This window comes from Neorhizobium sp. T25_13 (assembly GCF_002968675.1).
Classification (GTDB): Bacteria; Pseudomonadota; Alphaproteobacteria; order Rhizobiales; family Rhizobiaceae; genus Neorhizobium; species Neorhizobium tomejilense.
The window spans coordinates 1-24,562 of the sequence record NZ_PVBI01000005.1 but is presented as its reverse complement, the minus strand read 5'-3'; the positions used below and the strand labels follow the sequence as shown (position 1 = coordinate 24,562).

General features: G+C 60.5%; 30 protein-coding genes. 23 read left to right on the top strand and 7 right to left on the bottom strand.

Going from position 1 to position 24,562, the window contains the following annotated elements; translation table 11 throughout:
• Positions 1-7 precede the first annotated feature (7 nt).
• The 10 genes from C5J22_RS12840 to visR all read left to right on the top strand — a co-directional run bounded on the left by C5J22_RS12840 (position 8) and on the right by visR (position 9,790).
• On the top strand, positions 8-2,281 hold the full coding sequence (locus C5J22_RS12840) for a chemotaxis protein CheA (protein ID WP_105438548.1): 2,274 nt from the start codon (positions 8-10) through the stop codon (positions 2,279-2,281).
• Between the two features lie 6 nt (positions 2,282-2,287).
• Entirely contained in the window at positions 2,288-2,755 is a 468-nt protein-coding gene (locus C5J22_RS12835) for a chemotaxis protein CheW (protein WP_105404065.1), read from the top strand.
• Positions 2,752-3,660: a protein-glutamate O-methyltransferase CheR gene (gene cheR, locus C5J22_RS12830; protein ID WP_105438547.1), complete on the top strand. Its 909-nt coding sequence runs from the start codon at positions 2,752-2,754 to the stop codon at positions 3,658-3,660. Before C5J22_RS12835 ends, cheR begins: the two co-directional genes overlap by 4 nt.
• On the top strand, positions 3,657-4,697 hold the full coding sequence (gene cheB / locus C5J22_RS12825; RefSeq protein ID WP_046630655.1) for a protein-glutamate O-methylesterase CheB: 1,041 nt from the start codon (positions 3,657-3,659) through the stop codon (positions 4,695-4,697). Before cheR ends, cheB begins: the two co-directional genes overlap by 4 nt.
• Positions 4,698-5,087 carry a response regulator gene (locus C5J22_RS12820; protein ID WP_007759259.1) on the top strand — a complete coding sequence of 130 codons (390 nt, stop codon included), beginning with the start codon at positions 4,698-4,700 and terminating at the stop codon, positions 5,085-5,087.
• Positions 5,084-5,641 (top strand): chemoreceptor glutamine deamidase CheD, encoded by a 558-nt coding sequence (gene cheD / locus C5J22_RS12815; protein WP_046603224.1) that lies wholly within the window; start codon positions 5,084-5,086, stop codon positions 5,639-5,641. Before C5J22_RS12820 ends, cheD begins: the two co-directional genes overlap by 4 nt.
• A 29-nt stretch (positions 5,642-5,670) precedes the next feature.
• On the top strand, positions 5,671-6,060 hold the full coding sequence (locus C5J22_RS12810) for a hypothetical protein (protein WP_046664774.1): 390 nt from the start codon (positions 5,671-5,673) through the stop codon (positions 6,058-6,060).
• 172 nt (positions 6,061-6,232) lie between these two features.
• Positions 6,233-7,903: a flagellar basal-body MS-ring/collar protein FliF gene (gene fliF, locus C5J22_RS12805; RefSeq protein WP_105438546.1), complete on the top strand. Its 1,671-nt coding sequence runs from the start codon at positions 6,233-6,235 to the stop codon at positions 7,901-7,903.
• A 413-nt stretch (positions 7,904-8,316) separates the two neighbouring features.
• A complete protein-coding gene (gene visN / locus C5J22_RS12800) occupies positions 8,317-9,030 on the top strand; it encodes a transcriptional regulator VisN (RefSeq protein ID WP_245282687.1) in 714 nt (237 codons plus the stop codon).
• A 13-nt stretch (positions 9,031-9,043) separates the two neighbouring features.
• Positions 9,044-9,790, top strand: coding sequence for a transcriptional regulator VisR (gene visR, locus C5J22_RS12795; protein WP_105426281.1), 747 nt, complete (start codon positions 9,044-9,046; stop codon positions 9,788-9,790).
• Between the two features lie 47 nt (positions 9,791-9,837).
• Here the strand turns inward: visR and C5J22_RS12790 are convergent, their stop codons facing one another.
• The 6 genes from C5J22_RS12790 to motA form a co-directional block, all read right to left on the bottom strand.
• A complete protein-coding gene (locus tag C5J22_RS12790) occupies positions 9,838-10,272 on the bottom strand; it encodes a hypothetical protein (RefSeq protein ID WP_105438545.1) in 435 nt (144 codons plus the stop codon).
• A gap of 5 nt (positions 10,273-10,277) precedes the next feature.
• Complete coding sequence (gene flhB, locus C5J22_RS12785) at positions 10,278-11,357, bottom strand: flagellar biosynthesis protein FlhB (RefSeq protein ID WP_105404070.1); 1,080 nt, start codon at positions 11,355-11,357, stop codon at positions 10,278-10,280.
• 212 nt (positions 11,358-11,569) lie between these two features.
• A complete protein-coding gene (gene fliG / locus C5J22_RS12780) occupies positions 11,570-12,622 on the bottom strand; it encodes a flagellar motor switch protein FliG (RefSeq protein WP_105417518.1) in 1,053 nt (350 codons plus the stop codon).
• Positions 12,623-12,650: 28 nt separating this feature from the next.
• Complete coding sequence (gene fliN, locus C5J22_RS12775; protein ID WP_105417520.1) at positions 12,651-13,247, bottom strand: flagellar motor switch protein FliN; 597 nt, start codon at positions 13,245-13,247, stop codon at positions 12,651-12,653.
• A gap of 73 nt (positions 13,248-13,320) precedes the next feature.
• Complete coding sequence (locus C5J22_RS12770) at positions 13,321-14,274, bottom strand: FliM/FliN family flagellar motor switch protein (protein WP_172724252.1); 954 nt, start codon at positions 14,272-14,274, stop codon at positions 13,321-13,323.
• Positions 14,274-15,143 (bottom strand): flagellar motor stator protein MotA, encoded by an 870-nt coding sequence (motA, locus tag C5J22_RS12765; protein WP_105404074.1) that lies wholly within the window; start codon positions 15,141-15,143, stop codon positions 14,274-14,276. Before motA ends, C5J22_RS12770 begins: the two co-directional genes overlap by 1 nt.
• Before the next feature lie 200 nt (positions 15,144-15,343).
• Between motA and C5J22_RS12760 the strand changes: the two genes are divergently transcribed.
• From C5J22_RS12760 to C5J22_RS12700, 13 genes are read left to right on the top strand one after another with little or no spacing between them, the layout of a single operon-like run.
• Positions 15,344-16,123 carry a DUF1217 domain-containing protein gene (locus C5J22_RS12760; protein WP_105404075.1) on the top strand — a complete coding sequence of 260 codons (780 nt, stop codon included), beginning with the start codon at positions 15,344-15,346 and terminating at the stop codon, positions 16,121-16,123.
• A gap of 1 nt (position 16,124) precedes the next feature.
• A complete protein-coding gene (gene flgF, locus C5J22_RS12755) occupies positions 16,125-16,862 on the top strand; it encodes a flagellar basal-body rod protein FlgF (RefSeq protein ID WP_105404076.1) in 738 nt (245 codons plus the stop codon).
• A 22-nt stretch (positions 16,863-16,884) separates the two neighbouring features.
• Positions 16,885-18,282 (top strand): flagellar protein export ATPase FliI, encoded by a 1,398-nt coding sequence (gene fliI / locus C5J22_RS12750; protein WP_105404077.1) that lies wholly within the window; start codon positions 16,885-16,887, stop codon positions 18,280-18,282.
• A 7-nt stretch (positions 18,283-18,289) separates the two neighbouring features.
• Positions 18,290-18,856: a flagellar protein gene (locus C5J22_RS12745; protein ID WP_105438544.1), complete on the top strand. Its 567-nt coding sequence runs from the start codon at positions 18,290-18,292 to the stop codon at positions 18,854-18,856.
• 53 nt (positions 18,857-18,909) lie between these two features.
• A complete protein-coding gene (gene flgB / locus C5J22_RS12740) occupies positions 18,910-19,296 on the top strand; it encodes a flagellar basal body rod protein FlgB (RefSeq protein ID WP_105404079.1) in 387 nt (128 codons plus the stop codon).
• 4 nt (positions 19,297-19,300) lie between these two features.
• Complete coding sequence (flgC, locus tag C5J22_RS12735; protein WP_046664764.1) at positions 19,301-19,720, top strand: flagellar basal body rod protein FlgC; 420 nt, start codon at positions 19,301-19,303, stop codon at positions 19,718-19,720.
• Positions 19,717-20,055 (top strand): flagellar hook-basal body complex protein FliE, encoded by a 339-nt coding sequence (locus C5J22_RS12730; RefSeq protein ID WP_105438543.1) that lies wholly within the window; start codon positions 19,717-19,719, stop codon positions 20,053-20,055. The genes flgC and C5J22_RS12730 overlap by 4 nt, the downstream gene beginning before the upstream one ends.
• Before the next feature lie 17 nt (positions 20,056-20,072).
• Positions 20,073-20,861, top strand: coding sequence for a flagellar basal-body rod protein FlgG (gene flgG / locus C5J22_RS12725; protein ID WP_037087082.1), 789 nt, complete (start codon positions 20,073-20,075; stop codon positions 20,859-20,861).
• Positions 20,862-20,881: 20 nt separating this feature from the next.
• Positions 20,882-21,364 (top strand): flagellar basal body P-ring formation chaperone FlgA, encoded by a 483-nt coding sequence (gene flgA / locus C5J22_RS12720; protein ID WP_052751612.1) that lies wholly within the window; start codon positions 20,882-20,884, stop codon positions 21,362-21,364.
• Entirely contained in the window at positions 21,361-22,488 is a 1,128-nt protein-coding gene (locus C5J22_RS12715; RefSeq protein ID WP_105404080.1) for a flagellar basal body P-ring protein FlgI, read from the top strand. Before flgA ends, C5J22_RS12715 begins: the two co-directional genes overlap by 4 nt.
• On the top strand, positions 22,485-23,045 hold the full coding sequence (locus C5J22_RS12710) for a MotE family protein (protein WP_105438542.1): 561 nt from the start codon (positions 22,485-22,487) through the stop codon (positions 23,043-23,045). The genes C5J22_RS12715 and C5J22_RS12710 overlap by 4 nt, the downstream gene beginning before the upstream one ends.
• Entirely contained in the window at positions 23,042-23,761 is a 720-nt protein-coding gene (flgH, locus tag C5J22_RS12705; RefSeq protein WP_105438541.1) for a flagellar basal body L-ring protein FlgH, read from the top strand. The genes C5J22_RS12710 and flgH overlap by 4 nt, the downstream gene beginning before the upstream one ends.
• Before the next feature lie 42 nt (positions 23,762-23,803).
• Entirely contained in the window at positions 23,804-24,316 is a 513-nt protein-coding gene (locus tag C5J22_RS12700) for a flagellar basal body-associated FliL family protein (RefSeq protein WP_105438540.1), read from the top strand.
• A 119-nt stretch (positions 24,317-24,435) separates the two neighbouring features.
• Here the strand turns inward: C5J22_RS12700 and C5J22_RS12695 are convergent.
• Positions 24,436-24,562: cephalosporin hydroxylase family protein (locus tag C5J22_RS12695; protein ID WP_245440391.1), on the bottom strand; the 127-nt coding region annotated here is incomplete at its 5' end.

The window sequence follows — 24,562 nt, the reverse complement described above, 5'->3', positions numbered from 1 at the left end:
TCCCCCGATGGATATGAACGAAATCAAAGAGATCTTCTTTCAGGAATGCGAAGAGCAGCTCGCTGAACTGGAGTCGGGTCTTCTCAAGCTGAACGACGGGGATCGCGACCCCGAAACGGTGAACGCCGTTTTCCGTGCCGTTCATTCCATCAAGGGGGGCGCCGGTGCCTTCGGTCTGGACGACCTGGTCTCCTTCGCCCACGTCTTCGAGACGACGCTTGATTGCGTGCGCTCCAACAAGCTGGAGCCGACGCAGGATGTCCTGAAGGTCATGCTGAAATCGGCCGACGTGCTCGCCGACCTCGTCACCGCGTCGCGTGACGGCGGCGGCGTCGATGAGTCGAGAAGCCGCAGCCTCGTCAAGGAACTCGAGGCGCTTGCCCATGGCGAGTTGCCGTCTTCCTCCGGCCACGACGCCCCGAAACCGGCCGCAAAGGCTGCTCCCGCCGCGGCTCCTACGGCGAAAGCGGAGCTTCCCAAGCCGAGCGACGACAGCGGCTTCCAGCCGATCCCCTTCTCGTTCGACGGTTTCGGCGAGGACGATGAGCCGGCAGTCGAAGGTTCGCTCTACGAGGTGATCTTCAAGCCGCGCCGCGAACTCTATTCCAAGGGCAACGAGGCGGCGCTCCTGCTGCGCGACCTGTCCCGTCTGGGAGAGATGAGCATCAATTGCGATACGGATGCTCTGCCGACCCTCGACAAGATGGATCCGGAAGCGTCCTACTTCAGCTGGAAGATCTCGATCCGGACCACCCGGAGCGAAGACGACATCCGCGCCGTCTTCGAATTCGCGGAATGGGATTGCGACCTCGAAGTGAAGTTTGCCGAAGAGGCATCTTCCAATGAGGAACTGCCAATGGTCCCGGTTCCGTTCGATCTCTCGATCCTCGATGACTCTTCGGCCGGCGAAGACGCGGGCCAACGGGGCGCTTCGGAAGAAACCGTTGCCGCGGCCCTGTCCGCCGCCGAGACCGCGAGCAACGTCTCCAGGGCCGCTCGTGTCGCCGAGAAGAAGGAATCGGCCGCCGCCAGTGCCGCCGCCCAGAACAATGCCGCAGCCGCCGCTGCTGGCGCGGGCCAGACGATCCGCGTCGATCTAGACCGCGTCGACCGCCTCATCAACCTCGTCGGCGAACTCGTCATCAACCAGGCGATGCTCTCCCAGAGCGTCGTCGAGAACGACGCGACCGGTACTTCGGCCGTCAACATGGGCCTCGAAGAGCTGCAGCAGCTCACCCGCGAGATCCAGGACTCGGTCATGGCCATCCGCGCGCAGCCGGTAAAACCGGTCTTCCAGCGCATGTCGCGTATCGTTCGCGAAGTGGCCGACATGGTCGGCAAGTCGATCCGCCTGGTCACCGAAGGTGAAAACACCGAAGTCGACAAGACGGTCATCGACAAGATCGCCGAACCGCTGACCCACATGATCCGCAATGCCGTTGACCACGGCATCGAGTCGCCCGAAAAGCGCGAAGCCGCCGGCAAGGACCCGGAAGGCACGATCAAGCTGACCGCGAAACATCGTTCGGGCCGCATCCTGATCGAACTCGCCGACGACGGCGCCGGCATCAACCGCGAGCGCGTCCGCCAGAAGGCGATCGACAACGACATCATCGCGGCCGACGCCAACCTGTCGGACGACGAGATCGACAACCTGATCTTCATGGCGGGCTTCTCCACCGCCGACAAGATCTCCGACATTTCCGGCCGCGGCGTCGGCATGGACGTGGTCAAGCGGTCGATCCAGGCGCTCGGCGGCCGCATCTCGATCTCGTCGCGGCCGGGCTTCGGCTCGACCTTCACCATGAGCCTGCCGCTGACGCTCGCCGTCCTCGACGGCATGGTGGTCACGGTCGCCGGCCAGACGCTGGTGGTACCGCTCACCGCCATCGTCGAGACGTTGCAGCCGGAGGCTGCCGCCATCCATTCCTTCGGCGCCAATCAACGGCTTATCTCGATCCGCAACTCGTTCTGCCCGCTGGTCGATGTCGGTCGGGTCCTCAACTACCGCGCCACCCAGGCCAATCCGGTCGAAGGTGTCGCGCTGCTGGTGGAATCGGAAGGCGGCGGACAGCGTGCACTGATGGTCGATGCCATCCAGGGCCAGCGCCAGGTCGTCATCAAGTCGCTCGAGGCGAACTACACCCACGTCCCCGGCATCGCCGCAGCCACCATTCTCGGTGATGGCCGCGTCGCACTCATCCTCGATGTCGATGCGGTCGTCGCAGCGTCGCGAGGTCAGTCCATGAAACCTGAAATGTCGTTAGCCGCCACGGGTTGAGTTCACATGTCGTATGCCGTGAAGAATCTGGTCCAGGGAAGCAAGGAGCTGATCGCTTTTCGCATCAGCGATCAGGAATTTTGCGTGAACATCATGTCCGTCCGCGAAATTCGCGGATGGACGCAGGCAACACCGCTGCCGCATGCGCCCGCCTACGTCATGGGTGTCATCAATCTGCGCGGCGCGGTTCTGCCGATTGTCGACCTTTCGGCCCGGCTTGGCATGAAGGATGCCGAGCCGACGGCACGCCATGTGATCATCGTGGCGCAGATGAAGACCAAAGTTGTTGGTCTGCTCGTCGAAGCCGTTTCCGATATCCTTACGATTAACGACGAGAATATCCAGCCAGTACCGGAAGTCTCTTCCGATCTGGAGAGACAATACGCCCGGGGGATTCTCGCCATCGATAAGCGGATGATCTGCATGATCGAGTTGGACGCCCTCTTCCCCGACATGGAAAGCGAAGTTGCATGAAGCCCTTGGGCGCCATCGAAAGCCGACAGTCACCGGATGAAGTCCTCGCAAGCGGCGAATATCCGCTGACGCGTCGTGACCTCACCGATATTTCGGCGATGATCTACGCGGATGCCGGGATCTATCTCAACGATTCCAAGGCCTCGCTCGTCTATTCCCGCCTTTCCAAGCATATCCGGGCTTTGGGGCTGCGCGGGTTCAAGGACTATTGCGTTCTGGTGGCGTCGCCCGAAGGTGCCGCCGCCCGCCGAGAGATGCTGTCGCATCTGACAACCAACTTCACCCGTTTCTTCCGCGAGAACCATCACTTCGAGCACCTGCGTGACGAGGTTCTGCCGGGTCTGATCAACCGCGCCAAGAGCGGCGGTCGCGTGCGCATCTGGTCGGCCGCCTGTTCGGACGGGCAGGAGCCGTATTCGATTGCGCTGACCGCACTGTCGCTGCTTCCCAATGCGGCCGATCTCGACTTCCGTATCCTGGCGACCGATATCGATCCGAAGATCCTGGCCGCGGCCCGCGCCGGCGTCTACGATGAGAACGCGCTCGAGACCATGACGCCCGCCATGCGCAAGCAGTGGTTCCGGGAGGTCGATGCTGGCGGACGTCGCAGGTTCCAGATCGATGAACGCGTCAAGAAACTGATCACCTTCAACGAGCTGAACCTGATGGCGCAATGGCCCTTCAAGGGCAATTTCGATGTCATCTTCTGCCGCAACGTCGTCATTTATTTCGACGAGCCGACGCAGATGAAAATCTGGTCCCGCTTTGCCTCGCTCCTGCCTGAAGGCGGACATCTTTATATCGGCCATTCCGAGCGCGTCTCCGGCGACGCGAAAAACCTGTTCGATAATATCGGTATCACGACCTATCGCTATACCGGTAAGAGCGCAGGGAGGAAGGCATGAGCGCTCCGGCACGGGTCCTGGTCGTCGACGATTCCCCGACCATGCGTGGCCTGATTACGGCCATCCTGAATTCCGATCCGGAAGTCAACGTCGTCGGCCAGGCCGGCGACGCGCTGGAAGCGCGCGTCGCGATCAAGCAGCTCAATCCCGATGTCGTCACCCTCGATATCGAGATGCCCAATATGAACGGGCTGGAATTCCTCGAAAAGATCATGCGCCTGCGTCCGATGCCGGTCATCATGGTTTCGGCCATGACCCATCAGGGTGCCAACGCGACGCTCGCCGCTCTCGAAATCGGCGCCTTTGACTGTGTCGGCAAGCCGGCCCCCGGCGACGTTCGCCCTTTCATGGATCTTGCTGAAAAGGTGAAGGCTGCAGCCCGGTCAGGACCACGCCGGAACGGACCTGCGCCGGTCATCGCAGCCTCTCCCGCCGCGGAATACCGTGTCGGCAGGAAGGTTGTAGCTATAGGATCGTCAACCGGAGGCGTTGAAGCTCTCATCGCGGTACTGCAAAAGTTCCCGCAAAACTGCCCACCGACCGTAATTACTCAACATATGCCTTCCACGTTTACCAAAAGTTTTGCTGAACGGCTTAATCGTATCTGCGCTCCTGTGGTGCAGGAAGCCACCGATGGCGCGCGGCTGGAGATCGGCAAGATCTACCTCGCGCCAGGTGGCGAACGGCACTTGCAGGTGGTCAATCCGTCGGCGCCATGTTGCCGGCTGATCGAAAGGGAGCCGGTAAACGGTCACAGGCCCTCGGTGGACGTCCTTTTCGACTCGGTCGCCGATCTGGCGGGTCGCAATGCGGTCGGGGTTATCCTGACCGGCATGGGCCGCGACGGAGCTGCCGGTTTGCTCAGAATGCGTAGCGCGGGCGCACGCACGATCGGGCAGAACGAAAAGACGTGTGTGGTCTACGGCATGCCGAGGGTTGCCCATGAAATGGGGGCCGTCGAGCAGCAGCTGCCGCTGGGCGCCATTGGTGAAGAAGTGTTGAAGTTAACTGCCGCCCGAAAAGAAGGTACCGAATAAATGTCTATCGCTGAAAAAATCAAAGTTCTGATCGTTGATGATCAGGTCACCAGCCGCCTGCTGCTCAGCGACGCCCTGACACAGCTCGGCTTCAAACAGATCACGTCTGCCGGCGATGGCGAGCAGGGCATGAAGATCATGGCCGAGCAGCCGCACCATCTCGTCATTTCGGATTTCAACATGCCGAAAATGGACGGTATCGGTTTCCTTCAGGCCGTTCGCGCCAATCCGAACACCAAGAAGGCCGCATTCATCATCCTGACGGCGCAGGGCGACCGCGCCCTGGTTCAAAAGGCTGCATCGCTCGGCGCCAACAACGTTCTCGCCAAGCCGTTTACCATCGAAAAGATGAAGGCCGCTATCGAAGCGGTGTTTGGAGCATTGAAATGAATGACGCCGCTGCAGTCAGGCGTGTCCATATCATCCAGGGGGAGTTTAAGGTCCTGAACGACCCGAATGCTGTCCTCTCGACGATCTTGGGCTCATGCGTGGCTGCTTGTCTTCGCGATCCTGTCGCCGGTATTGGCGGCATGAACCACTTCCTGCTTCCGGGATCCGGCGGCTCCATGACCTCGGGCGGCGATGCAACGCGTTATGGCGTGCATCTGATGGAGTTGCTGATCAACGGACTTTTGAAGCAGGGTGCCCGGCGAGACCGGTTGGAAGCGAAGATTTTCGGCGGCGCCAAGACGATTGCCAGCTTTTCGAATGTCGGCGAACAGAATGCCGCATTCGCGATGCAATTTCTAAAGGACGAAGGCATTCCGGTGGTAGGTTCCTCAACGGGCGGGGAACACGGGCGCAAGCTGGAGTTCTGGCCCGTGAGCGGCCGGGCTCGTCAGTATCCGCTGACCGGCGCCGAAACTCAACGGACGGTGGCTATGGAGGAGCGTCCGGTACGCACGCCGCCGAAGCCGGTCGAGAGCTCGATCGAGTTCTTTTAAAGAAGTCATTTCTCGGGGCGAAAGAAGCCATGAACGACATCGTCAAGACGCCAATCGCTCCCTTTGAGGAATCTCTTCCAGAAGTCCTGATGCGTCTGGTCTCGGAGCTTCATGACGTCGCATACCTGATCGAACGGGTCGAGCCGCAGCTTCTGGAGCTCGGCGGCGAAACGATCCTGCAGTCGCCGGACAGCTTGAAAGTCCTGCAGGGCATCGACCTAGCCGTCCAGAAGACGCGCGGCCTTGCAGAATTCGTCGACACGATCACCGGCGGCATTCCGAGCGACTGGATGGTCGACGTCTCGACCGCCCTCAATCTCGTCAAACTCGCCGACATGCAGAAGGCGCTCACCAACGGCATGCGCCACGGCCATTCCCAGCCTTTGAGCAAGGCAGCCGGCGATTTCGATTTTTTCTGATCGCCAGCCCTGACATGCATGCTTCGGCCATGATGGCCCAGGCACTCGCCCGTCTCACAATCCCATCCACAATCACCAAAACCATGCTCCCGCGAAACGCTCGCACAAGCTTCGCTTCTTAGGGTGCGATTGAGCATAGGCTCGAATACCTAGTTGGCGATGTGGGAACAGAATGAATCTGTTGGCTCAATTTTCACAAGTCTTTAAAAATCTGGCCGGTTTAGGCCAGACGCGACTTATTGCTTTAGGCGCTGTCGGCGTCGTTTCAATTGCGATCGTCATTGCTGCGGCCCTCTTCGTTAACAAGCCGGCTTACGAGACGCTCTATGTCGGCCTCGATACGGCCGACCTCAACCAGGTAAGCATCGCGCTGGCCGAGGCCAACATGTCCTTCCAGGTCGGTACGGACGGTACGAGCCTTCAGGTTCCTGCCGGCTCGACGAGCAAGGCGCGGCTTCTGTTGGCCGAGCGGGGCCTGCCGAACAGCACCAACGCCGGTTACGAACTTTTCGACAATGTCGGTTCGCTCGGGCTGACCTCCTTCATGCAGGAAGTCACGCGTGTTCGCGCCCTTGAAGGTGAGATCGGCCGGTCGATCCAGCAGATCAACGGCGTCAACGCCGCCCGCGTTCATATCGTCATGCCGGATGTCGGCAATTTCCGCAGGGGTGAGCAGAAACCGACGGCATCGGTGATGATCCGGGCCAGTTCGACGACGGGGCGCAAGGCTGCTTCGTCCATTCGCCACCTTGTCGCCTCCGCAGTTCCCGGCCTCGACGTCGACGACGTGACCATTCTGGATTCCGCCGGTCAGCTGCTCGCCTCCGGCGACGAATACGGCGGCAGCGAAATGAACAAGTCGCTGAGCATCGTCCAGAACGTTCAGCAGGAAATCGAAAACAATATCGACAAGGCGCTGGCGCCTTTCCTCGGCATGGACAATTTCCGTTCCAGCGTCACGGCGGCCCTGAATACGGACAGCCAGCAGATCAACGAGACGGTGTTCGATCCGAATTCCCGCGTCGAACGTTCGGTCCGCACCACCAAGGAAGCGTCGAAATCGCAGCAGACCCAGGACGACAACGCCACGACCGTCGAGCAGAACGTGCCGCAGGCCGCTCCGCCTCCGGGTGGTGCGAACGGTCCGAAATCGTCTGATCAGTCCGATAAAAAGGAAGAGCAGACCAACTACGAAATCAACCAGAAGACCGTCGCCACGACGCGCAACAGCTACCAGATCGAGAAGGTTTCAGTTGCCGTCGTCGTCAACAAGGGTCGTATCGCGAAAATGGTCGGCGAGCCGGCTGACCAGGCCAAGGTCGATGCCTATCTCGCCGAGATGCAGAAGATCGTGGCATCCGCAGCCGGCATCAATGCCAACCGCGGCGACATCGTCACGTTGACGGCCATGGACTTCCTTGAGAACCAGCTGCTCAGCGAAGCCTCCAGCGGCCCGGGCGTGATGGACATGCTGAGCCGGAACGTCGCAGGCATCATCAACTCGCTCGCCTTCGTCCTCGTTGCTTTCCTGGTGGTCTGGCTCGGTCTTCGCCCGCTCATCCGCACCGTCAGCGGCAACAGCGTCGCCGGCGAAGCAGCGGACGGCGCAGGTCTCGAACTTCCGGATTTCTCGCCGACGACCGGCAGCCCGGCACTCATGGACGGTTTCGGCTCTGACTTCGGTTTCGACAGCTCGAACGACATGCTGGGCGGTGGCGACGACGAGGGCTTCAACCGCCGCGTCAAGGAAGGTCCCGAAAAGCGCCTGGCCCGGATGGTCGAAATCTCCGAGGAGCGCGCCGCCAAGATTCTCCGCAAGTGGGCACTCGAAAAGGCAGCCTGACGGGGTATCACGAAAATATGATCGCTATGGGCCGGACCTTGTCCGGCCCATTTCTTTTCAGCCCCGCCGCGCACTTGGCTCATTTACCTATAGGCGAATCAGCATGAATATGGCGCAACTGGGGAAATCCGATGTCGAGGCGATGGTAATTCGTAACGCGTCTCCTACAATGGCCTTGATTCGTACAATCACTTCCAGAGGTCCCAAAGAGGTGGAACTGCTGAAACTCCCGAAGTCCACGACGAGGGAAATCGGCTACCGCCATTATTCTTGATGTATTTGCTTAATCCGGGATCGTTTCGGCGCTGGAGGGGTTGTATGGGAATCGCAACATGCCGCGATGCGGGCATTCATGATGAATGCACCACGTGGCGGGGAGCAGGTACCGAATGGAGTTGTCGGGGGTAGAAAAGATGACGGAGGGGCGCTCCTATGCGGAGTCTGCCGGCTCCAGAGGACTCTCGCGTGAGCAATTGGTTCGCCGTCTTTCGGTTTTGGCGGGCTCCAACAACATTCAGGCGGTCATGCGCCTGCTCGCAGATTACGTCGGCGCTTCTCATTTTCTGCTGGCCCGCTACGACCTCATCCAGGAACAGGGCCTCGATTTCATTGTTACCTCCAACTGGCCCTTCGATCTCGTACGGCGCTTGGGCTCGGAGCTGGCAAGCGGTTACGCGCGTTCCACCGAACTGGAAAAATGCCTCTCGCTGCTAACCCCCAGCTTCGCCCTGTTGCCTGACGACATCGTGCCGCCGGACGACATCAGCCGGCAATATTGCGCGCTGACCTTTTGCGTCGGCAGGACGCGGTTCTCGCTGATGCTGCTGTTCCTCGACGGCATCATCCTGTCGCAGGAACGATTGAGGGAGGTGGGCTTGTTCGCCGCCTACGGCGCCAGCTTTGGAGAAAATGCCGACGCCAGGACCGAGCGTGATTTCGAACTGACGGAACGCGAGCTGGAATGTCTCTTCTGGATTGCGGAAGGCAAGACCAGTGACGAGATCGCCGTGATCCTCGGCATATCCCGCAATACGATCAACAACTACATTACCAGCGTGATGCGCAAGACGGCAACCAAGACTCGCTCCGAGGCGATTGCCTACGCGGTTCGCAACAACTTAGTTTAGGAAAATAATTTCAATGGGTTATTCGCGCAGCGGCACGGCAGACGGACCTGGAAGCATCCAGTATCTGCGCCTCCAGCGCGCATCGAGCCGCTCGGACATCTTTCCGAAACTCGTCGCCATGCAGAAGAACCTGAAGGCGCGGAATTTTGCGGTTTTCCGGATTGCCGGCGCCGGGCTGCCCAACAAGCGCAAGCTTGTATGCGAGCTCGAAAACTGGGGAGCTGGCGCGCTCGAAAGCAGCAATCAGCTCATCGGTGTTTATGGCGAGGCGCTGCTGGACCATATCGAAACCTCGCTTCTGCCGCTGATCTGGAACGGATCGGAAAATACCAGTTTTGCCGATGCGGGCGAATTTTCGCCATTGACGCATCGCCTGGATTCCAGCGTCGTTCCTTTTTCGGGGATCGCCTTTCCCGTGCGCCTCGGTGCCCTCGGCAACGGCTACGTCGCTTTCTTCGGGACATCGATGGATTTGGCGAGCGATGTCATTATCGACCAGCATGTCAGGAGCTGCCAGGTGGTCATGGACCTCCTGGCGCTTGACGAACGCCGCAGCGTTCCCGCGGAATCCCTGAGCGAACGTGAGATCGCCTGCCTTCAGCTGGCCGGCGACGGCCGTATCAGCGAAGAGATTGCCGAGAAACTCGGCCTCTCCGTCCACACGGTCAACGCCTATCTCGGCTCTGCCACCATCAAGCTCGATTCGGTCAACCGCATCCAGGCGATCGCCAAGGCGATCAGGCTCGGTTATATCCACTGATCCGCTCGGAGAAGAGCCGATCTTTTTCGTCTCGGGAGTATGGCGGCTCACATCTGCGAATTACTGGTCTTGACGAACTTGGCGTCCTGGAGGCTCTTTGCCAGGAAAGCTGTGTTGTCGTGGGGATCCTCGAAGGGGGCCTGGAACGCAATGTGGTCGATTTCGAGGGCTGCCAGCTGGTCGGCCAGCGTCAGACGCGCATAGACCGAGACACCGCGCGGCTTGATTTCGAGATCGAGGACGACCTCCGGCTTGCCGTTCCATTCGAGCTTGTAGTCACCGCCGGCGCCGAAACTGACGGTCCCGGGATGGAAATAGAGCTCGGCTGCTGAAGACACGAGATCGGCAAGGCTGCTGTGGCACTCTAGACGTAGAAGTGAGATGAGATCGCCGGCATCGAGCAGGCGAAGTTCCGAAGCCACCGGGCTGATTGCTTGTGCAACGATTTCTTCCCGTTCGGTGGAGTAGGTGCATTTCTTCATGACGCTCAGCGTGTCCGTTTTTTGAGCGACCGGGAAGCGTAGACCCGGTGCACGAGTTCTGCCACAGCCTTGTAGAAGACTGGCGGAATGACACTATCCGCCGAGACTTGCGCAAACATGGAGCGCGCCAGGGGCGGGTCCTCGAAAATGGGGATATCGTTTTGCTCGGCGATTTCGCGAATCTTGAGGGCAATCAGGTCCTGGCCCTTGGCGACGACGACCGGTGCGTCGTTCTCCTCGCGCACGTAACGCAGCGCTACCGCAAAGTGAGTCGGGTTGGCGATCACGAGAGTGGCGCGCGGCACGTTGTTGATCATCCGCCGGCGGGCACGGTCTCGCGCAACCGATTTCTGGCGCTGCTTGACGATCGGGTCGCCCTGAGCCTGCTTGTATTCGTCCTTGACCTCCTGCTTGGTCATCTTGAGTTCGTTGTACCAGTGATAGCGCGTCCACAGCACGTCGACCACGGCAAGTATCCCCGCCGACAGGACCACCACGATCACCATTTGGCGGATGACTGAATCCAGTTTTACGAGGATGACCTGCGGATCAGAGAACATCGCGTCCAGCGAGGAGAGATATTCGCCGCGCAATGCGAAATACATGATCACTGCCACGATCAGGATCTTGAAGATCGATTTTCCGAACTCGACGAAACCCGGAACGCTGTAAATCCGCCCGAAACCTTTGGTCGGTGAAACGCGAGAAATCTGCGGCCGGACGCGCTCGAGGACCAGCGACGGCATGTTCTGCGCGAACGACGAGCCAAGGCCGAAAATGATGAAGAGCAGCATAACCGGAGTGAGGAACGCCGCGATCGCCCAGCCGAGATGGACGCTGAGCGAGACGACGTCCGTCGAATTTTCGAGCCGCCACTGATCCGGCTGTTCGAAAAGGTCCTTCAGCGTCTCGGCCATTTTTGCGATGTTCGAGGGCAGGAAGAAGACGAGAAAGACATAGAACGCCAGCATGGAGGCGAAAAGCGGCACCTCTCGGGAGACCGGGACGTTACCCTTGTCTGCCGCTTCCGACATTCGTTTGGCGGTCGGGTTTTCTGTTTTACTGTCTTTATCGTCGTCGGACACGGCTTTGAACCAATCGGTCTTCCGGTTGCGAGGACGTGGCTCAAACGAATCGGCCGCCGCCGCCCGCGATGTTACCGCATCGCCTGCTAGCCGCTAATCGAGTCAAGAAAAAGACTGTGGGTGGCCGGAAAATATCGGCGAAAGGTTGGTCAAACGAAAACGGAGCGGGAAATTTCCCGCTCCGCTTCCTTCGTGGCGCCTCAATCGGCAGGTCAGGCGGCCTCGGCCGGCTTGTCGCCTTCCTTCTTTTCTTCCTTGAGCATGATCTGGCCTGAATTGGCGAGCCGGATCGCTTCCTGTGCGATCGCGCGACGGGCGATCGCCACTTCGCGCGGATTGAGGTTCATGTTCTGAACCGCCAGATCGCTTTCGATCATGCGGCGCTGGCGCGGGCTGATGGCCGCGAGAACACATTCCTTGATCTCGTTGGTCGCCCCACGCAGCGCCATCGTGAGAATGTCCCCTGCGACGTCGTTGAGCAGCATGACGCGGCTGCGCTGCGGCATGTAGAGCAGGTCTTCGAAGAGGAAGATCTTCGGGCGAACCTTGTTGACGGAGTCCTTGCTGATCGTCTCGAGGGAGTTGAGCAGGGTATCGACCTGGCTCTTTTCGAGCTCGTTCATCAGCTCGGCGACCTTGTTCGAGCCATTCGAGTTGCGTTCGGCTTCGATTGCCGCGATCAATTCCATCACCCGGTTCTCGATGATCTGCGCGGCCTTGGGGCTGACTTCCTTCATGTTGACGGCGCGATTCATGATATCGGCGCGGCGGCTGTCGGGAAGCTGGAGAAGGACCTTGGCGCCAAAGATCGATGGCATCTGCGAAAGAATGTAGGCGACCGTCTGAGGATGTTCGCGCGACAGGAATTTGCCCACGAATGCCGGATCGGCATCCTGCAGGCGGTCCCAGATATTGGCTTGGTAGTCGTCGAACGCGGTGCGGCGGCCGAGCAGCCCGTCGACTTCTTCGGGTGTCAGGCCCGCTTCGAGAATGCCCTCGATCGCTGCGGCATTGTCCATGAGACCGGTGCCCTCGGTGAACAGGTCCTCAAACTCGTTGACGAGTTCGAGGAGTTCGTCCGGGGGGATGGCGCGCAGGCTCTGGGCACAGGCAATGATATTCTGCAGCTCGGCCTGGGTGAAATACTTGAGAAGTTTGCCAGCGACGCCCTTGCCCATAGCCAAGAGCACTGCCGCGGCCTTTTCGGCCTTGGATAACGGTTTCGTCGAGAGGGCGCTGCCACCGAAATCGTCAAAGTCCATCATGGTCTTCCTTCTCTGTCCCAAACAGGGATCAGGTTCTTCTCGTGCTCAGTACTTCCGTCAGTCGCACACCGAAACGCGTGTCATCATTTTCCAGCACGGTGATCTCACCCTTGCCGATGCGGCGTCCGTTGACCACGATTTCAACCGGCTCGCCGATCTTCTTGTCGAGTGCGATCGTCGCACCCTCTTCGAGGGTCATCAGGCCCGACACCTGCATGCGGCTCGTACCGAGCACGATCTCGACGTCGATCGGGATATCCATGATCAGGTCGAGATTGGCGTTGAGCGCGCTGCCCGGTTCCTGGTAGGCGGCGCTGCTGGATGTCGAGCTGCCGAAATCGTTGCCGCCGAAACTTTTTGCGCCGCCAAAATCCGAGGCACCGCCACCGAAGCCACTGCCGAATGTATCAGCCTGTGCTTCGAAGCCGCCGCCGAAGGACGGGGCGTCGGCCGAAAAATCGGAGGTTGCTGACGAGCCGAAATCGGCATCGAAATCAGGCGCGCCGCCATCGGCATCCGTCTTCAAGACGCCGCGCAAATCGTCGATGGCCTGATCCAGATCGGCATCATTGCCGAGCGGCATCAGCGAGTCGTCGTCAGTGAGAGGTGTCTTCTTCGTAGCCATGCGGTGATTATTCCTGTTGAAACTTGCGTCAGCCTGCCTTGGCGAAAAAGCCGGCAACAGGCTGGCCGCGGGTCTAGCCTATCAGGTGTTGGAGAATCTCGTCGTCCGTGCTGATGTTATCCTTTACGCGGACTGTATACCGCTCGCCGGACCGCCCGAATTCGCACGAATACATATCCCGGCCGTTTGCACTGACCTGCACCTGGACATCGCGCTTGTCCTGGAAAGCAATCACGTCGCCGGCTGCGAGCCGCGAGATCGTACCGAGCGTCAGCTTCTGCAGGCGGATACGGGCTTCGAGGGTGACATGCGAGCGGCGGACCTGGTCGTTCATGCGGTCCGTCCATTCCTGCTTGGCCTTGGAAGCCTGAGCCTTCGCTTTCGGCGCGGTGACCTTGGTCTTCAGGAACGCACGCTGAGGGATGACGAGAGCGAATTCGGAGGTCACCGAACCGAGCTCGAACGCCATGCGGATCGAGACGCCGAATTCGGGGCGCGCCAGATCGTCCGGCTTTGGACGGTCTTCGGCGTTGTGAGGCCGTTCAAGGGCCGCTTCGAAGCTCCCCTGGGCGTTGACGCCGGAGCGCAGCACATTGGCGATCCGCTCGAAGACCACCACGGCGAGGTCGAGTTCGATATCTGAGAGGGGGCGTTCGATCGGCTGTACGATGGTCTCGAGCGCCGAGCCCAGCATCAGTTCCATGAGCGCAATCACGAAACTGTTGCCGCAGCCGAGCACGAAGTTCGGCGACCAGTTGCGCAGGGATCCGTCGGAAAGGGCAAACCCATCGCCGAGATCGGCGATGAGATCGGTCATCAGGCCGGACGTGCAGCTCACATAGGAGACGCCGATCCGGATGCCGGTTTCGCTGTGAAAGACGTCCGGCAGGAATTCTGCATAGAGCTGCGCGAATTCGCTGCTGATCTTCTCGACGGTCTTCTTGTCGCCGAGGCCTCCGGTCAGTTTTGCCAGGAGCGCCAGGTCCATGCCCGACGCCGGTGATTGGTTTGCTTGGTTCGACGTCATCATGCCGCCTTTTCTCCACCAGGATTCATCATTTCCTGCTCGACCGAGTCGATCGAGGGCCGTTCTTTGTTGGAAATCGTCTTGCGTCCGTATTCGAGCGCGACCTGCGGCACGGAGCCGTTCATGTAGGCAAGCAGGGTCTGCTTGACGATGATGTACAGGCGATGCTGCTTGGTGCGGACGATCTTGATCTGGGAGGTCAGCGGGTTGCAGACCGAATAGGACAGGAAGATGCCGAGCATGGTGCCGACGAGAGCCGCGCCGATGAGGCCGCCGAGAACTTCCGGCGATTCGTTGATCTTGCTCATCGCCTTGATAACCCCGAGAACGGCGGCGACGATACCGATGGCCGGGAACGAGTCGCCCATCGCGGTGATAGCGTGATAGGGCTTCATCTTGTCGGAGAACATGGTGTTGATTTCTTCATCCATCAGCGCCTCGATCTCGTGGGAGCGGGCATTGCCGATGATGATGAGGCGCACGTAGTCGCAGATGAAGGCGGTCAGTTCCTTGTTCTTCAGGACCGTCGGAGCGGTCTGGAAGATCGGCGATTCCTCCGGATTGTCGATATGCGCCTCGATTTCGTTGCGCGACTTGGTTCTGAGGTCGCGCATCAGCGAATAAAGCACGCCGAGAACGTCCAGATAGTTGCGCTCTTTCGGTACGGTGTTCTTAAAGGCCTCTCCGAGCGCCTTACCGCTATCCTTCACGACCTTCATCGGGTTGGCCATGATGAAGCCGCCGAGACCGGCGCCGCCGATGATCAGAAGCTCGTAGGGCTGGATGAGGACGTCGATGTGGCCACCCATGGCCATGAAGCCACCGAGAATACAGCCAACGGTGATGACAAAGCCGATAATAATATTCATCGCGTACCTGTGCCCGATCGTTTTCGTTTGTCTTGGGGATAAGGCGTCTGGCTTGCGTGAGGCTGGCTGTGGAGACGTCAACGGAAGCAGGTCCGGAACAGCTTCGCACAAGTCTTCGAGCCTAGTTCTGCCGACGATCGGACCGGATTGCCCGCTCCGCAGCGACGTCCGCCGCTTCCGCGGACTTAGGTAGAGCTATCGTGATCACGACCTATACCAGCTACGCAATGATCAGCCGCGACATGTCTAAGTCGCTGGAACGCGTCGCCGAAAAGCCGGAAGTTGCGCGCGAGAGCGAATACTACCTCTCCAAGATCGGCAGCATCAAAACCATCGACGACTTCATGGCCGATACGCGCATCTATAACTACGCGCTGAAGGCTCACGGTCTCGAGGACATGGCTTATGCCAAGGCATTCATCCGCAAGGTCCTGACGGAGGGCACCGACAACAAGGCGGATTTTGCCAACCAGCTCTCCGACAGTCGCTATTCGCAGCTCGCCGAATCCCTGAATTTTGCCGCCTTCGGCACCACCGCCACCTCCTTCGACAGGGCCCAGAAGGGCGTCGTCGACAAGTTCCAGCGCCAGACGCTGGAAGAGGATGCGGGCGTCGACAACATGGGCGTCCGGCTGGCGCTCTATTTCGAGCGCACCGCCCCGACGATCAAATCCGGCATGGAAGTCCTTGCCGACGATGCGCTTTCGGAAGTCATGCGCACCGCGCTTGGCATGTCGGCTGAGATGATCGGCGCCGACCTCGATCGCCAGGCCAAATACATCGAAGACACGGTCAAGATCGCGGATTTCCAGGACCCGGCCAAGGTCAACAAATTTCTCGAGCGGTTCACGGCGATGTGGGAGATCAGCAACCCCACCGAGAGCTACGATCCGCTCGCCGTCTTCAATTCCCCATCCTCGAGCGGAATTTCCACGGATCTTCTGATCTCGATCAATAACCTGAAACTCGGAGGCAAATGATATGCAGTCCGGACTTTACGTCGGCATCTCTTCCCAGATCGCGCTCGAGCGCCGCTTGAACACGATCGCCGACAATATGGCCAACATGAACACCGTCGGCTTCCGTTCCACGGAGGTCAAGTTCGACGAGGTCTTGAGCAAGACCCAGAACGACATCGGTGCAAAGGTCGCGTTCGTCACCCAGGGCAACGACTATCTGTCGACCCGGACCGGCGAAATGCAGCGCACGGGCAACCCGCTCGATTTCGCGATCAAGGGCAATGCCTGGTTTGCGATCGATACGCCGGGCGGCCAGGTGCTGACCCGCGACGGCCGTTTCACGATGGATGAGCTCGGCCAGCTCCGTTCGATCCGCGGTTATGCGGTTCTCGATGCCGGTGGTGCCCCGATCCAGCTCAACCGCGACGGAGGCCCTCCGACTGTCGGCTCCGACGGCATCATCCGGCAGAACGAACAGCCGGTCGCCAGCCTCGGTCTGTTCACGGCTGACGTCACGAAGGGCTTCGTCCGCCACGACAACTCCGGCGTCATCACCGTCGATACCCCGCAGCCGGTGCTCGAGGGCATCGATAACTCCGTCGTCCAGGGTTACCTCGAAGGGGCGAACGTCAACGGCATCCGCGAAATGACCCAGCTGATCCAGGTCAATCGCGCTTTTGAAAGCATCTCGTCGCTGATGCGCGACAGCGAGACCTCGCTGGACGATGCGATCAAGACACTCGGCGGCTCCAACGCTTAAACGATAGGAAAGAGGGCCCACCATGATGGAAGCGGCTATCCTCGATGCAGTCAACGGCGGCAAGCTGGCCCAGCTTGCCGGCCTTTCGGCACGTTATTCCGACCCGGCCTTCTCGGTCGCCCACGGTGGTCATGTCAGGACCATCGCTGCAGGACATTATACCGTCGCGGGCTTGTCGAAACACGTGCGGCTTGGCGAGTTCGTCGCCCATCGCAGCGCGACCGGCATCCATCTCGGCGAAGTGGTTCGCGTGGAGCCGGACATCATCTACGTCTGCCCCATCGAACCCGGCGAGCCGATCGGCATCGGCGATACGGTGATCCGCAAGGGCGCCTTCCGTGTCGCGCCGGACAATAGCTGGTGTGGGCGCACGATCAATTCGCTCGGAGAACCGATCGACGGCAAGGGTCCGGTCGGGCGCGGTCTTCATCCACGTTCGATCGCCAATACCGCTCCGCCTTCGATGACGCGCAGCCGCGTCGAAAAGGGTTTCAGGACCGGGGTCCGGGCAATCGACATCTTCTCGCCGCTCTGCCTCGGTCAGCGTCTCGGCATTTTCGCCGGCTCGGGCGTCGGCAAGTCGACGCTTCTCTCGATGCTCGCCAGAGCCGACTCCTTCGACAAGGTGGTGATCGCGCTGGTCGGCGAGCGCGGCCGCGAAGTGCGCGAATTCATCGAGGATACGCTCGGCGAGCACATGTCGAAATCGATCGCCGTCGTCGCGACCAGCGACGAAAGCCCGATGCTGCGCAAGATGGCGCCGCTGGTGGCGATCACCATCGCCGAGCATTTCCGCGACCAGGGCGACAACGTCCTGTTCATCGCCGACAGCGTCACCCGTTTTGCCCACGCGATCCGCGAAGTCGCCGTTGCGGCCGGCGAACCGCCGATCGCCCGCGGTTATCCGGCGTCGGTCTTCACCGAGCTGCCGCGCCTGCTTGAACGCGCCGGCCCGGGCGTCGAAGGAACGGGTACGATCACCGCGATCATCTCGATCCTCGTCGATGGCGACAACCATAACGACCCGATCGCCGACTCGACCCGCGGCATTCTCGACGGTCACATCGTTCTCGAGCGTTCGCTTGCCGATGAGGGCCGTTACCCGCCGATCAACCCGCTCTCCTCGATCTCGCGTCTTGCCCGCAAGGCCTGGACCGAGGATCAGGAAAAGCTGGTGTCGCGCCTGAAATCGCTGGTGCACCGCTACGAGGAGACCCGCGACCTGCGCCTGATCGGCGGTTATCGCGCCGGCAGCGATCCGGATCTCGACATGGCGATCAAGCAGGTGCCGGTCATCTATGAAGTCTTGAAGCAGACGCCGGGGGAAAAGCCGGCGCTCGACGCTTACGCGGATCTGGCCAATGCGCTGCGTGCGGCGGCAGGGCAGGGCAATCCGCAGTCGGCCATAGCCAGAAGGTGATTATTCGATGAGCGAAAAGAACAACCAGGAAGCGGCAGCTCAATCGGAAGAGGCTCGCTCGCGATTGGGCGACAAGATCCTGGTCGCGACGGGCATCACGCTCGCCGCAGCCTCCGCCTTCTTCCCCTGGTACGTCTTCCTGAATGCCGACAAGTTCGGCATCCGGACGGAAGCGCTCGGCCGCACGCGCGATCTGCCACCGGGCGCCGCCCGCTCGGTCGTTACCGTGTCGCCTCTCGCCATGACCGACAGTACCAAGGACGATTGGCCGAAGCCTGTCGAGCCGATGGACGCGTTGACCACGGCCACCACGTCGTCCCTCGGCGAAACGCGCAAGGACGGCAATCTGCAGGAAGAGCAGCCTTTTCCGGGCCGCGGCAATTTCCGGCTGCTTCACGTCGCCAATGGCCGCGCGCTCATCGAGGACGGCTCCGGCATGTACATGGTCCGGGTCGGCTCGGTTCTGCCCGACAACAGCAAGCTCGCCACGCTCGAACAACGCGGCGGCAAGTGGGTGATCATTACTTCCAGCGGAGAAGTTTATCAGGACACGGGCGGGAGTGCTCGCCCGTAAGTCCGACGCAAGGTTACTGGCATAGTTTCCGGACAGAAGATGGAGACAAGCCTATGCAACCGATTCAATTGTTCGAAATGGCATCCCGTCAGGCCGATTGGCTTTCGGTGCGCCAGGAAGTCGTTGCGGGCAACATCGCGAATGCCAACACGCCGAAGTTCAAGGCGAAGGACATCACGCCTTTCGATTCGGTGCTGGACCGCACCCATGTTCCGATGGCCCGCACCAATCCGGGCCATTTCGCCAGCAACGACCTCAGCGATGAGATCGACATAAAGGCATCGGAACTGAACGAGGAAATCGGCGTCCAGGAATCCGGAAATACCGTCTCGCTGGCCGATGAGCTGACGAAGACGGGTGAAATCAAACGCCAATACGAATTGAGCACAGGACTAGTGAAATCGTTTCACAGCATGATGCTGACGTTAGTTAAGAGGTAAGCAAATGGATCCGCTTTCAGCCTCCCTGAAGATCGCTGGATCGGGAATGGAGGCGCAGTCGACACGTCTGCGCATCGTTTCCGAAAACATCGCCAACGCCCGCTCCACCGGCGACACGCCCGGTGCCGACCCCTACCGCCGCAAGACGATCACCTTCGGCTCGGAGTTGGACAAGGCAAGCGGCGTGGACGTGGTCGAGATCAAGAAGCTCGGCAACGACAGCTCCAAGTTCATCGAGGAATATGATCCGGACCACCCGGCCGCCGATGCCAAGGGCATGGTCAAGATGCCCAACGTCAACATGCTGATCGAGATGGGCGACATGCGCGAAGCCAATCGTTCCTATGACGCAAACATCCAGACCATCAAGCAGACGCGCGAACTGATCGCAGCGACGATTGACCTTCTGAAGGCCGGACAATGATCGACAAGATTCAAAACCTTAGCTCCCTCTCGCTGACCAACGGCCTCGACGAGGTCGGTTCCGCAAGCAGCTCCACGCTCGCCGGCCGCATCGCGACGACGCCGGGCCAGAACACCGGCATGGATTTCGGCAGCATCATGGCCAACATGGCGACGGACACGATGAACAGCCTGAAGGGCGCGGAATCGATGTCCTTCAAGGCCATCCAGGGCAAGGCCAATACCCGTGAAGTCGTAGATGCGGTTCTTGAAGCGCAGCAGTCGCTCCAGACCGCCATGGCGCTGCGCGACAAGATCGTCTCCGCCTATCTCGAAGTCACGAAAATGCAGATCTAGAGTTTGAGGACGAAGACATGAGAGCGCTTTCCGTCGCAGCAACGGGCATGGATGCCCAACAGACCAATCTCGAAGTCATCGCGAACAATATCGCGAACATCAACACGACCGGTTACAAGCGCGCCCGCGCCGAGTTTTCCGATCTTCTCTATCAAAGCGAGCGCGCCCAGGGCGTGCCGAACCGCGCCAACCAGGCGATCGTGCCGGAAGGCGCGAACATCGGTCTCGGCGTGCAGACCTCGGCTGTCCGCAACATCCACACCCAGGGTGAGTTGACCCACACCGAGAACGATCTCGACGTGGCGATCGTCGGCCGCGGCTGGTATCAGATCCAGACCCCGGACGGCCAGACGCTCTACAGCCGCGCCGGCGCCTTCAACAAGAACGCCGACGGGCAGCTGGTCACGATCGACGGTTATGCGGTCGTGCCGAATATCACTTTCCCGGCAGACGTCAGCGAAACCAAGATCACCCGTACGGGTCAGGTCATGGTCCGCATCGGCAATTCCCCGGATTTCACCGAGATCGGCCAGCTCACCACCGCCAACTTCGTCAACGAGGCCGGCCTGCAGCCGCTCGGCGACAACCTGTTTGCGCAGACCGCCGCATCCGGCGAACCGATCGTGGCAGCCCCTGAGGATCCAGGCTTCGGTTATCTGAAGCAGGGTTATCTGGAGAGTTCGAACGTCGACGCCGTCCGGGAGATCACCGACCTGATCTCCGCACAGCGCGCCTACGAAATGAACTCCAAGGTCATCACCACCGCCGATGAGATGGCTACGATCGTCAGCAAGAACCTGAAATAATAACCAGGAGACGGGCAGACATGAAGTTTCGCCGGAAAAATGCGATTGGCGCCAGGCTTGGCTTGCGGCTCCTGACAGCTCTTCTTGCCGCAACCGGCTCGCCGGTGCTCGCCGGTATGGGGACGGCCGTGGTGCCGGTCCAGACCATTTATCCCGGCGAAGAGATCACCGAGGGCAGGGTCGAGGAGGTGCAGGTCACCAATCCGAATCTGGGCGGCGACTATGCCCGCAGGACCGAGGAGGTCGTGGGCATGGTGGCAAAGCGCACGCTGTTGGCCGGGCGCACCGTTCCGGTTTCGGCACTTCGCGAAGCCTTCGCGGTCACTCGCGGCAAGTCGGTCCGCCTGACCTTCACCATCGGCGCCATGACGATTTCGGCCTCCGGCGCGCCGCTTGAGAATGCGGCTGTCGGGGATGTCATTCGTGTGCGCAACATCGATTCGGGTGTCACGGTCAGCGGTACCGTCATGGCTGATGGGACGATCCAGGTGATGGCGAAATGAGAACCCGTCTCTTCCTCACGCTTGCCGTGATCGGCTCCCTCCTGGGCGGCGCGCCGGCGTCCGCCGACGGACCCTATGTCGTCACCGCCCGTATCAAGGACATCGCGTCCCTGCAGGCCGGCCGCGACAACCAGCTGATCGGCTACGGCCTGGTCGTCGGTCTTCAGGGCTCGGGCGACAGCCTGCGCTCGTCTCCCTTCACCGACCAGTCGATGAAGGCGATGCTGCAGAACCTCGGCATTTCGACCCAGGGCAGCCAGTCCAACGCCAAGAACGTCGCGGCCGTCATGGTCACGGCAAACCTGCCTCCCTTTGCCAGCCCCGGCAGCCGCATCGACGTCACGGTCAGCTCGCTCGGCGACGCGACCTCTCTGCGCGGCGGCACGCTGGTCATGACCTCGCTTTCCGGCGCCGACGGCCAGATCTACGCTGTGGCGCAGGGAGCACTGGTCGTGTCCGGCTTCTCGGCCCAGGGCCAGGCGGCCACATTGACCGAAGGTGTGACGACGGCGGCCCGCGTTCCGAACGGCGCAATCGTCGAGCGTGAATTGCCCTCGAAGTTCAAGGACTCGGTAAACCTCGTCCTGCAGCTCCGCAATCCCGACTTCTCGACCGCAGTGCGCGTCTCCGACATCGTCAACAGCTTCGCGGCTCGTCGGTACGGCGGCCCGATCGCAGAACCCCGCGACAGCCAGGAAGTGATCGTTCAAAAGCCGAAGTCCGCCGATCTGACGCGGCTGATGGCCGAGATCGAGAACCTCGTGGTCGAAACCGATACGCCGGCCAAGGTCGTCGTCAATGAACGGACCGGCACGATCGTCATCGGCGCGGATGTGAAGATTTCGCGCGTTGCCGTGAGCTACGGGACACTGACGGTGCAGGTCACGGAGACCCCGCAGGTGATTCAGCCCGAACCTTTCTCGCGTGGCGAGACGGCGGTTCAGCCCCAGACGGATATCATGGCGATGAAGGACGGCGGCCAGGTCGCGCTCCTCAACGGTCCGGATTTGCGAACCTTGGTCGCCGGTCTCAACAGCATCGGCGTCAAGCCGGATGGCATCATCGCCATCCTGCAAGGCATCAAGTCCGCCGGCGCCCTTCAAGCGGAGCTCGTCCTGCAATGACCGAGACGCTATTCACCATTTCCGTATCCAAGACGCTGGCCCGCCGCGTCCTTACCGTTGCCGCTGTCCTGATGCTGGTTTCCCAGGTCGGAGCGCAGCAGCCGGGGCCGGTCACCGAAGCGTCGACCAGTGACGAGATCCAGAAATTCTGCACCAATATCGCCGATGCCGCGCGGGACCAGCGTTATCTCCTGCAGAAGCAGGAGCTTGAGAAGCTACAGGCCGAGGTCGACGACCGCATCAAGGCACTCCAGGATCGTACCGCCGAATACCAGGACTGGCTGAAGCGCCGCAACGACTTCCTGGCGCGCGCCCAGGCCGGCCTGGTCGACATCTTCAAGACGATGAAACCGGATGCGGCAGCGCCGCAGCTCGGAGAAATGAACATGGAGGTCGCAGCCGCGATCATCATGCAGCTTCCGGCCCGCCAGTCGGCCCTTTTCCTCGCGGAAATGGACCCGCAGAAGGCCGGCATGATCTCCACGATCATCTCAAGCGCTTCCGACCCCAATACGTCGAAAGCACGCGCTCCCAATGTTCCGAAAGTGCCCTCATGACGAAACGCATTCCCGCCATCATGGCCGTTCTGTTCCTGGCTGGTTGTTCGAGCCAGACGATCAAGGAGATCGGCAATGCGCCGGCGATGAGCCCGATCGGCAGCGGCCTGCAATATGCGCAGGCGCCGCAGATGTCGTCCTATCCGAAGCAGCCGCGGCAGATGGCCAACGGCTATTCGCTCTGGAGCGATAGTCAGGCTGCGCTTTTCAAGGATGCACGCGCTTTGAATGTCGGCGACATCCTCACGGTCGATATCAAGATCAACGACAAGGCATCGTTCGACAACGAGACGGAACGCAACCGCACGAACTCCACCAGCCTGACCTGGGGTGCCAACCTCAGCAACCTGTTCGGCTGGACTCCGAAAGCGGGTACGACCGGCGATCTCGGTACCGATTCGAGCACGGATTCGCAGGGCAAGGGAACGACCAAGCGTGCCGAAAGCCTGAAGCTGCTCGTGGCTGCCGTCGTGACCGGCATTCTCGAAAACGGCAATCTCCTGATCAGCGGCTCGCAGGAAGTGCGCGTCAACCACGAAATCCGCATTCTGAACGTTGCCGGTATCGTCCGGCCGCAGGATGTCGATTCCACCAATATGATCTCCTATGACAAGATCGCCGAGGCCCGCATCTCCTACGGTGGCCGTGGCCGCCTGACGGAAGTCCAGCAGCCGCCGGTCGGTCAGCAGGTCGTCGATATGTTCTCGCCCTTCTGACGGACCTGGGCGAAGGTCTCTTGATGTGAAGGTTTGAAGACCATGGCGGATGAAGCACAGGCGGCCGACGCCGCTAAGAAAAAGAAGAACGGCACCATCATGGTCATCGCGGGCGTCGCGATCCTGACCGTGATCGGCGCCGGTGGCGGCTGGGTCGTCGGCGGCATGATCGCGCCGAAGGATCCGAACGCGGCGCAGAAGCAGGAGACGGCGGCAGCCGACGGCGAGGCCGGCAAGAAGGAAGAGGGGCTTCCCCATATTTCCACAGAGGCCAACGGCGTCGTTCTCCTCGAGCCGATCACCACCAATCTCGCCTATCCGTCCGAAAACTGGATCCGGCTCGAAGTCGCGCTTGCGTTCACGGGCCCGCCGGAACTGGCACTCGCGGAAAATATCCACCAGGATATCCTCGCCTACATGCGCACCGTTTCGCTGCAGCAGATCGAGGGTCCGCGCGGCTTCCAGTATCTCAAGGACGATATCAAGGAACGTGTCGATCTTCGCTCGCAGGGCAAGGTCGCCAAGGTGATGTTCCGCTCCTTCGTGATCGAATAGCGGCGGGTTTCAAAGACAACGCACGAAAAAGCGGCCCAAATGGCCGCTTTTTTGTTTGCTCGGATCTCTGTCCGGTCGAGACGCTCCTTCCGGTTTTGCCGGAAGGAGCGTCTGTTCGTTCAGCGCAGGCGCTTCAGGAAGCCGTCCGGGGCGACGGTGATCAGCAGCTTGTTCTCGACCGACTTGTCGATCTCGAATTCCGGATGGGTCTTCAGATATTCGAAGACGGCCGTTTTCGGATTGTCG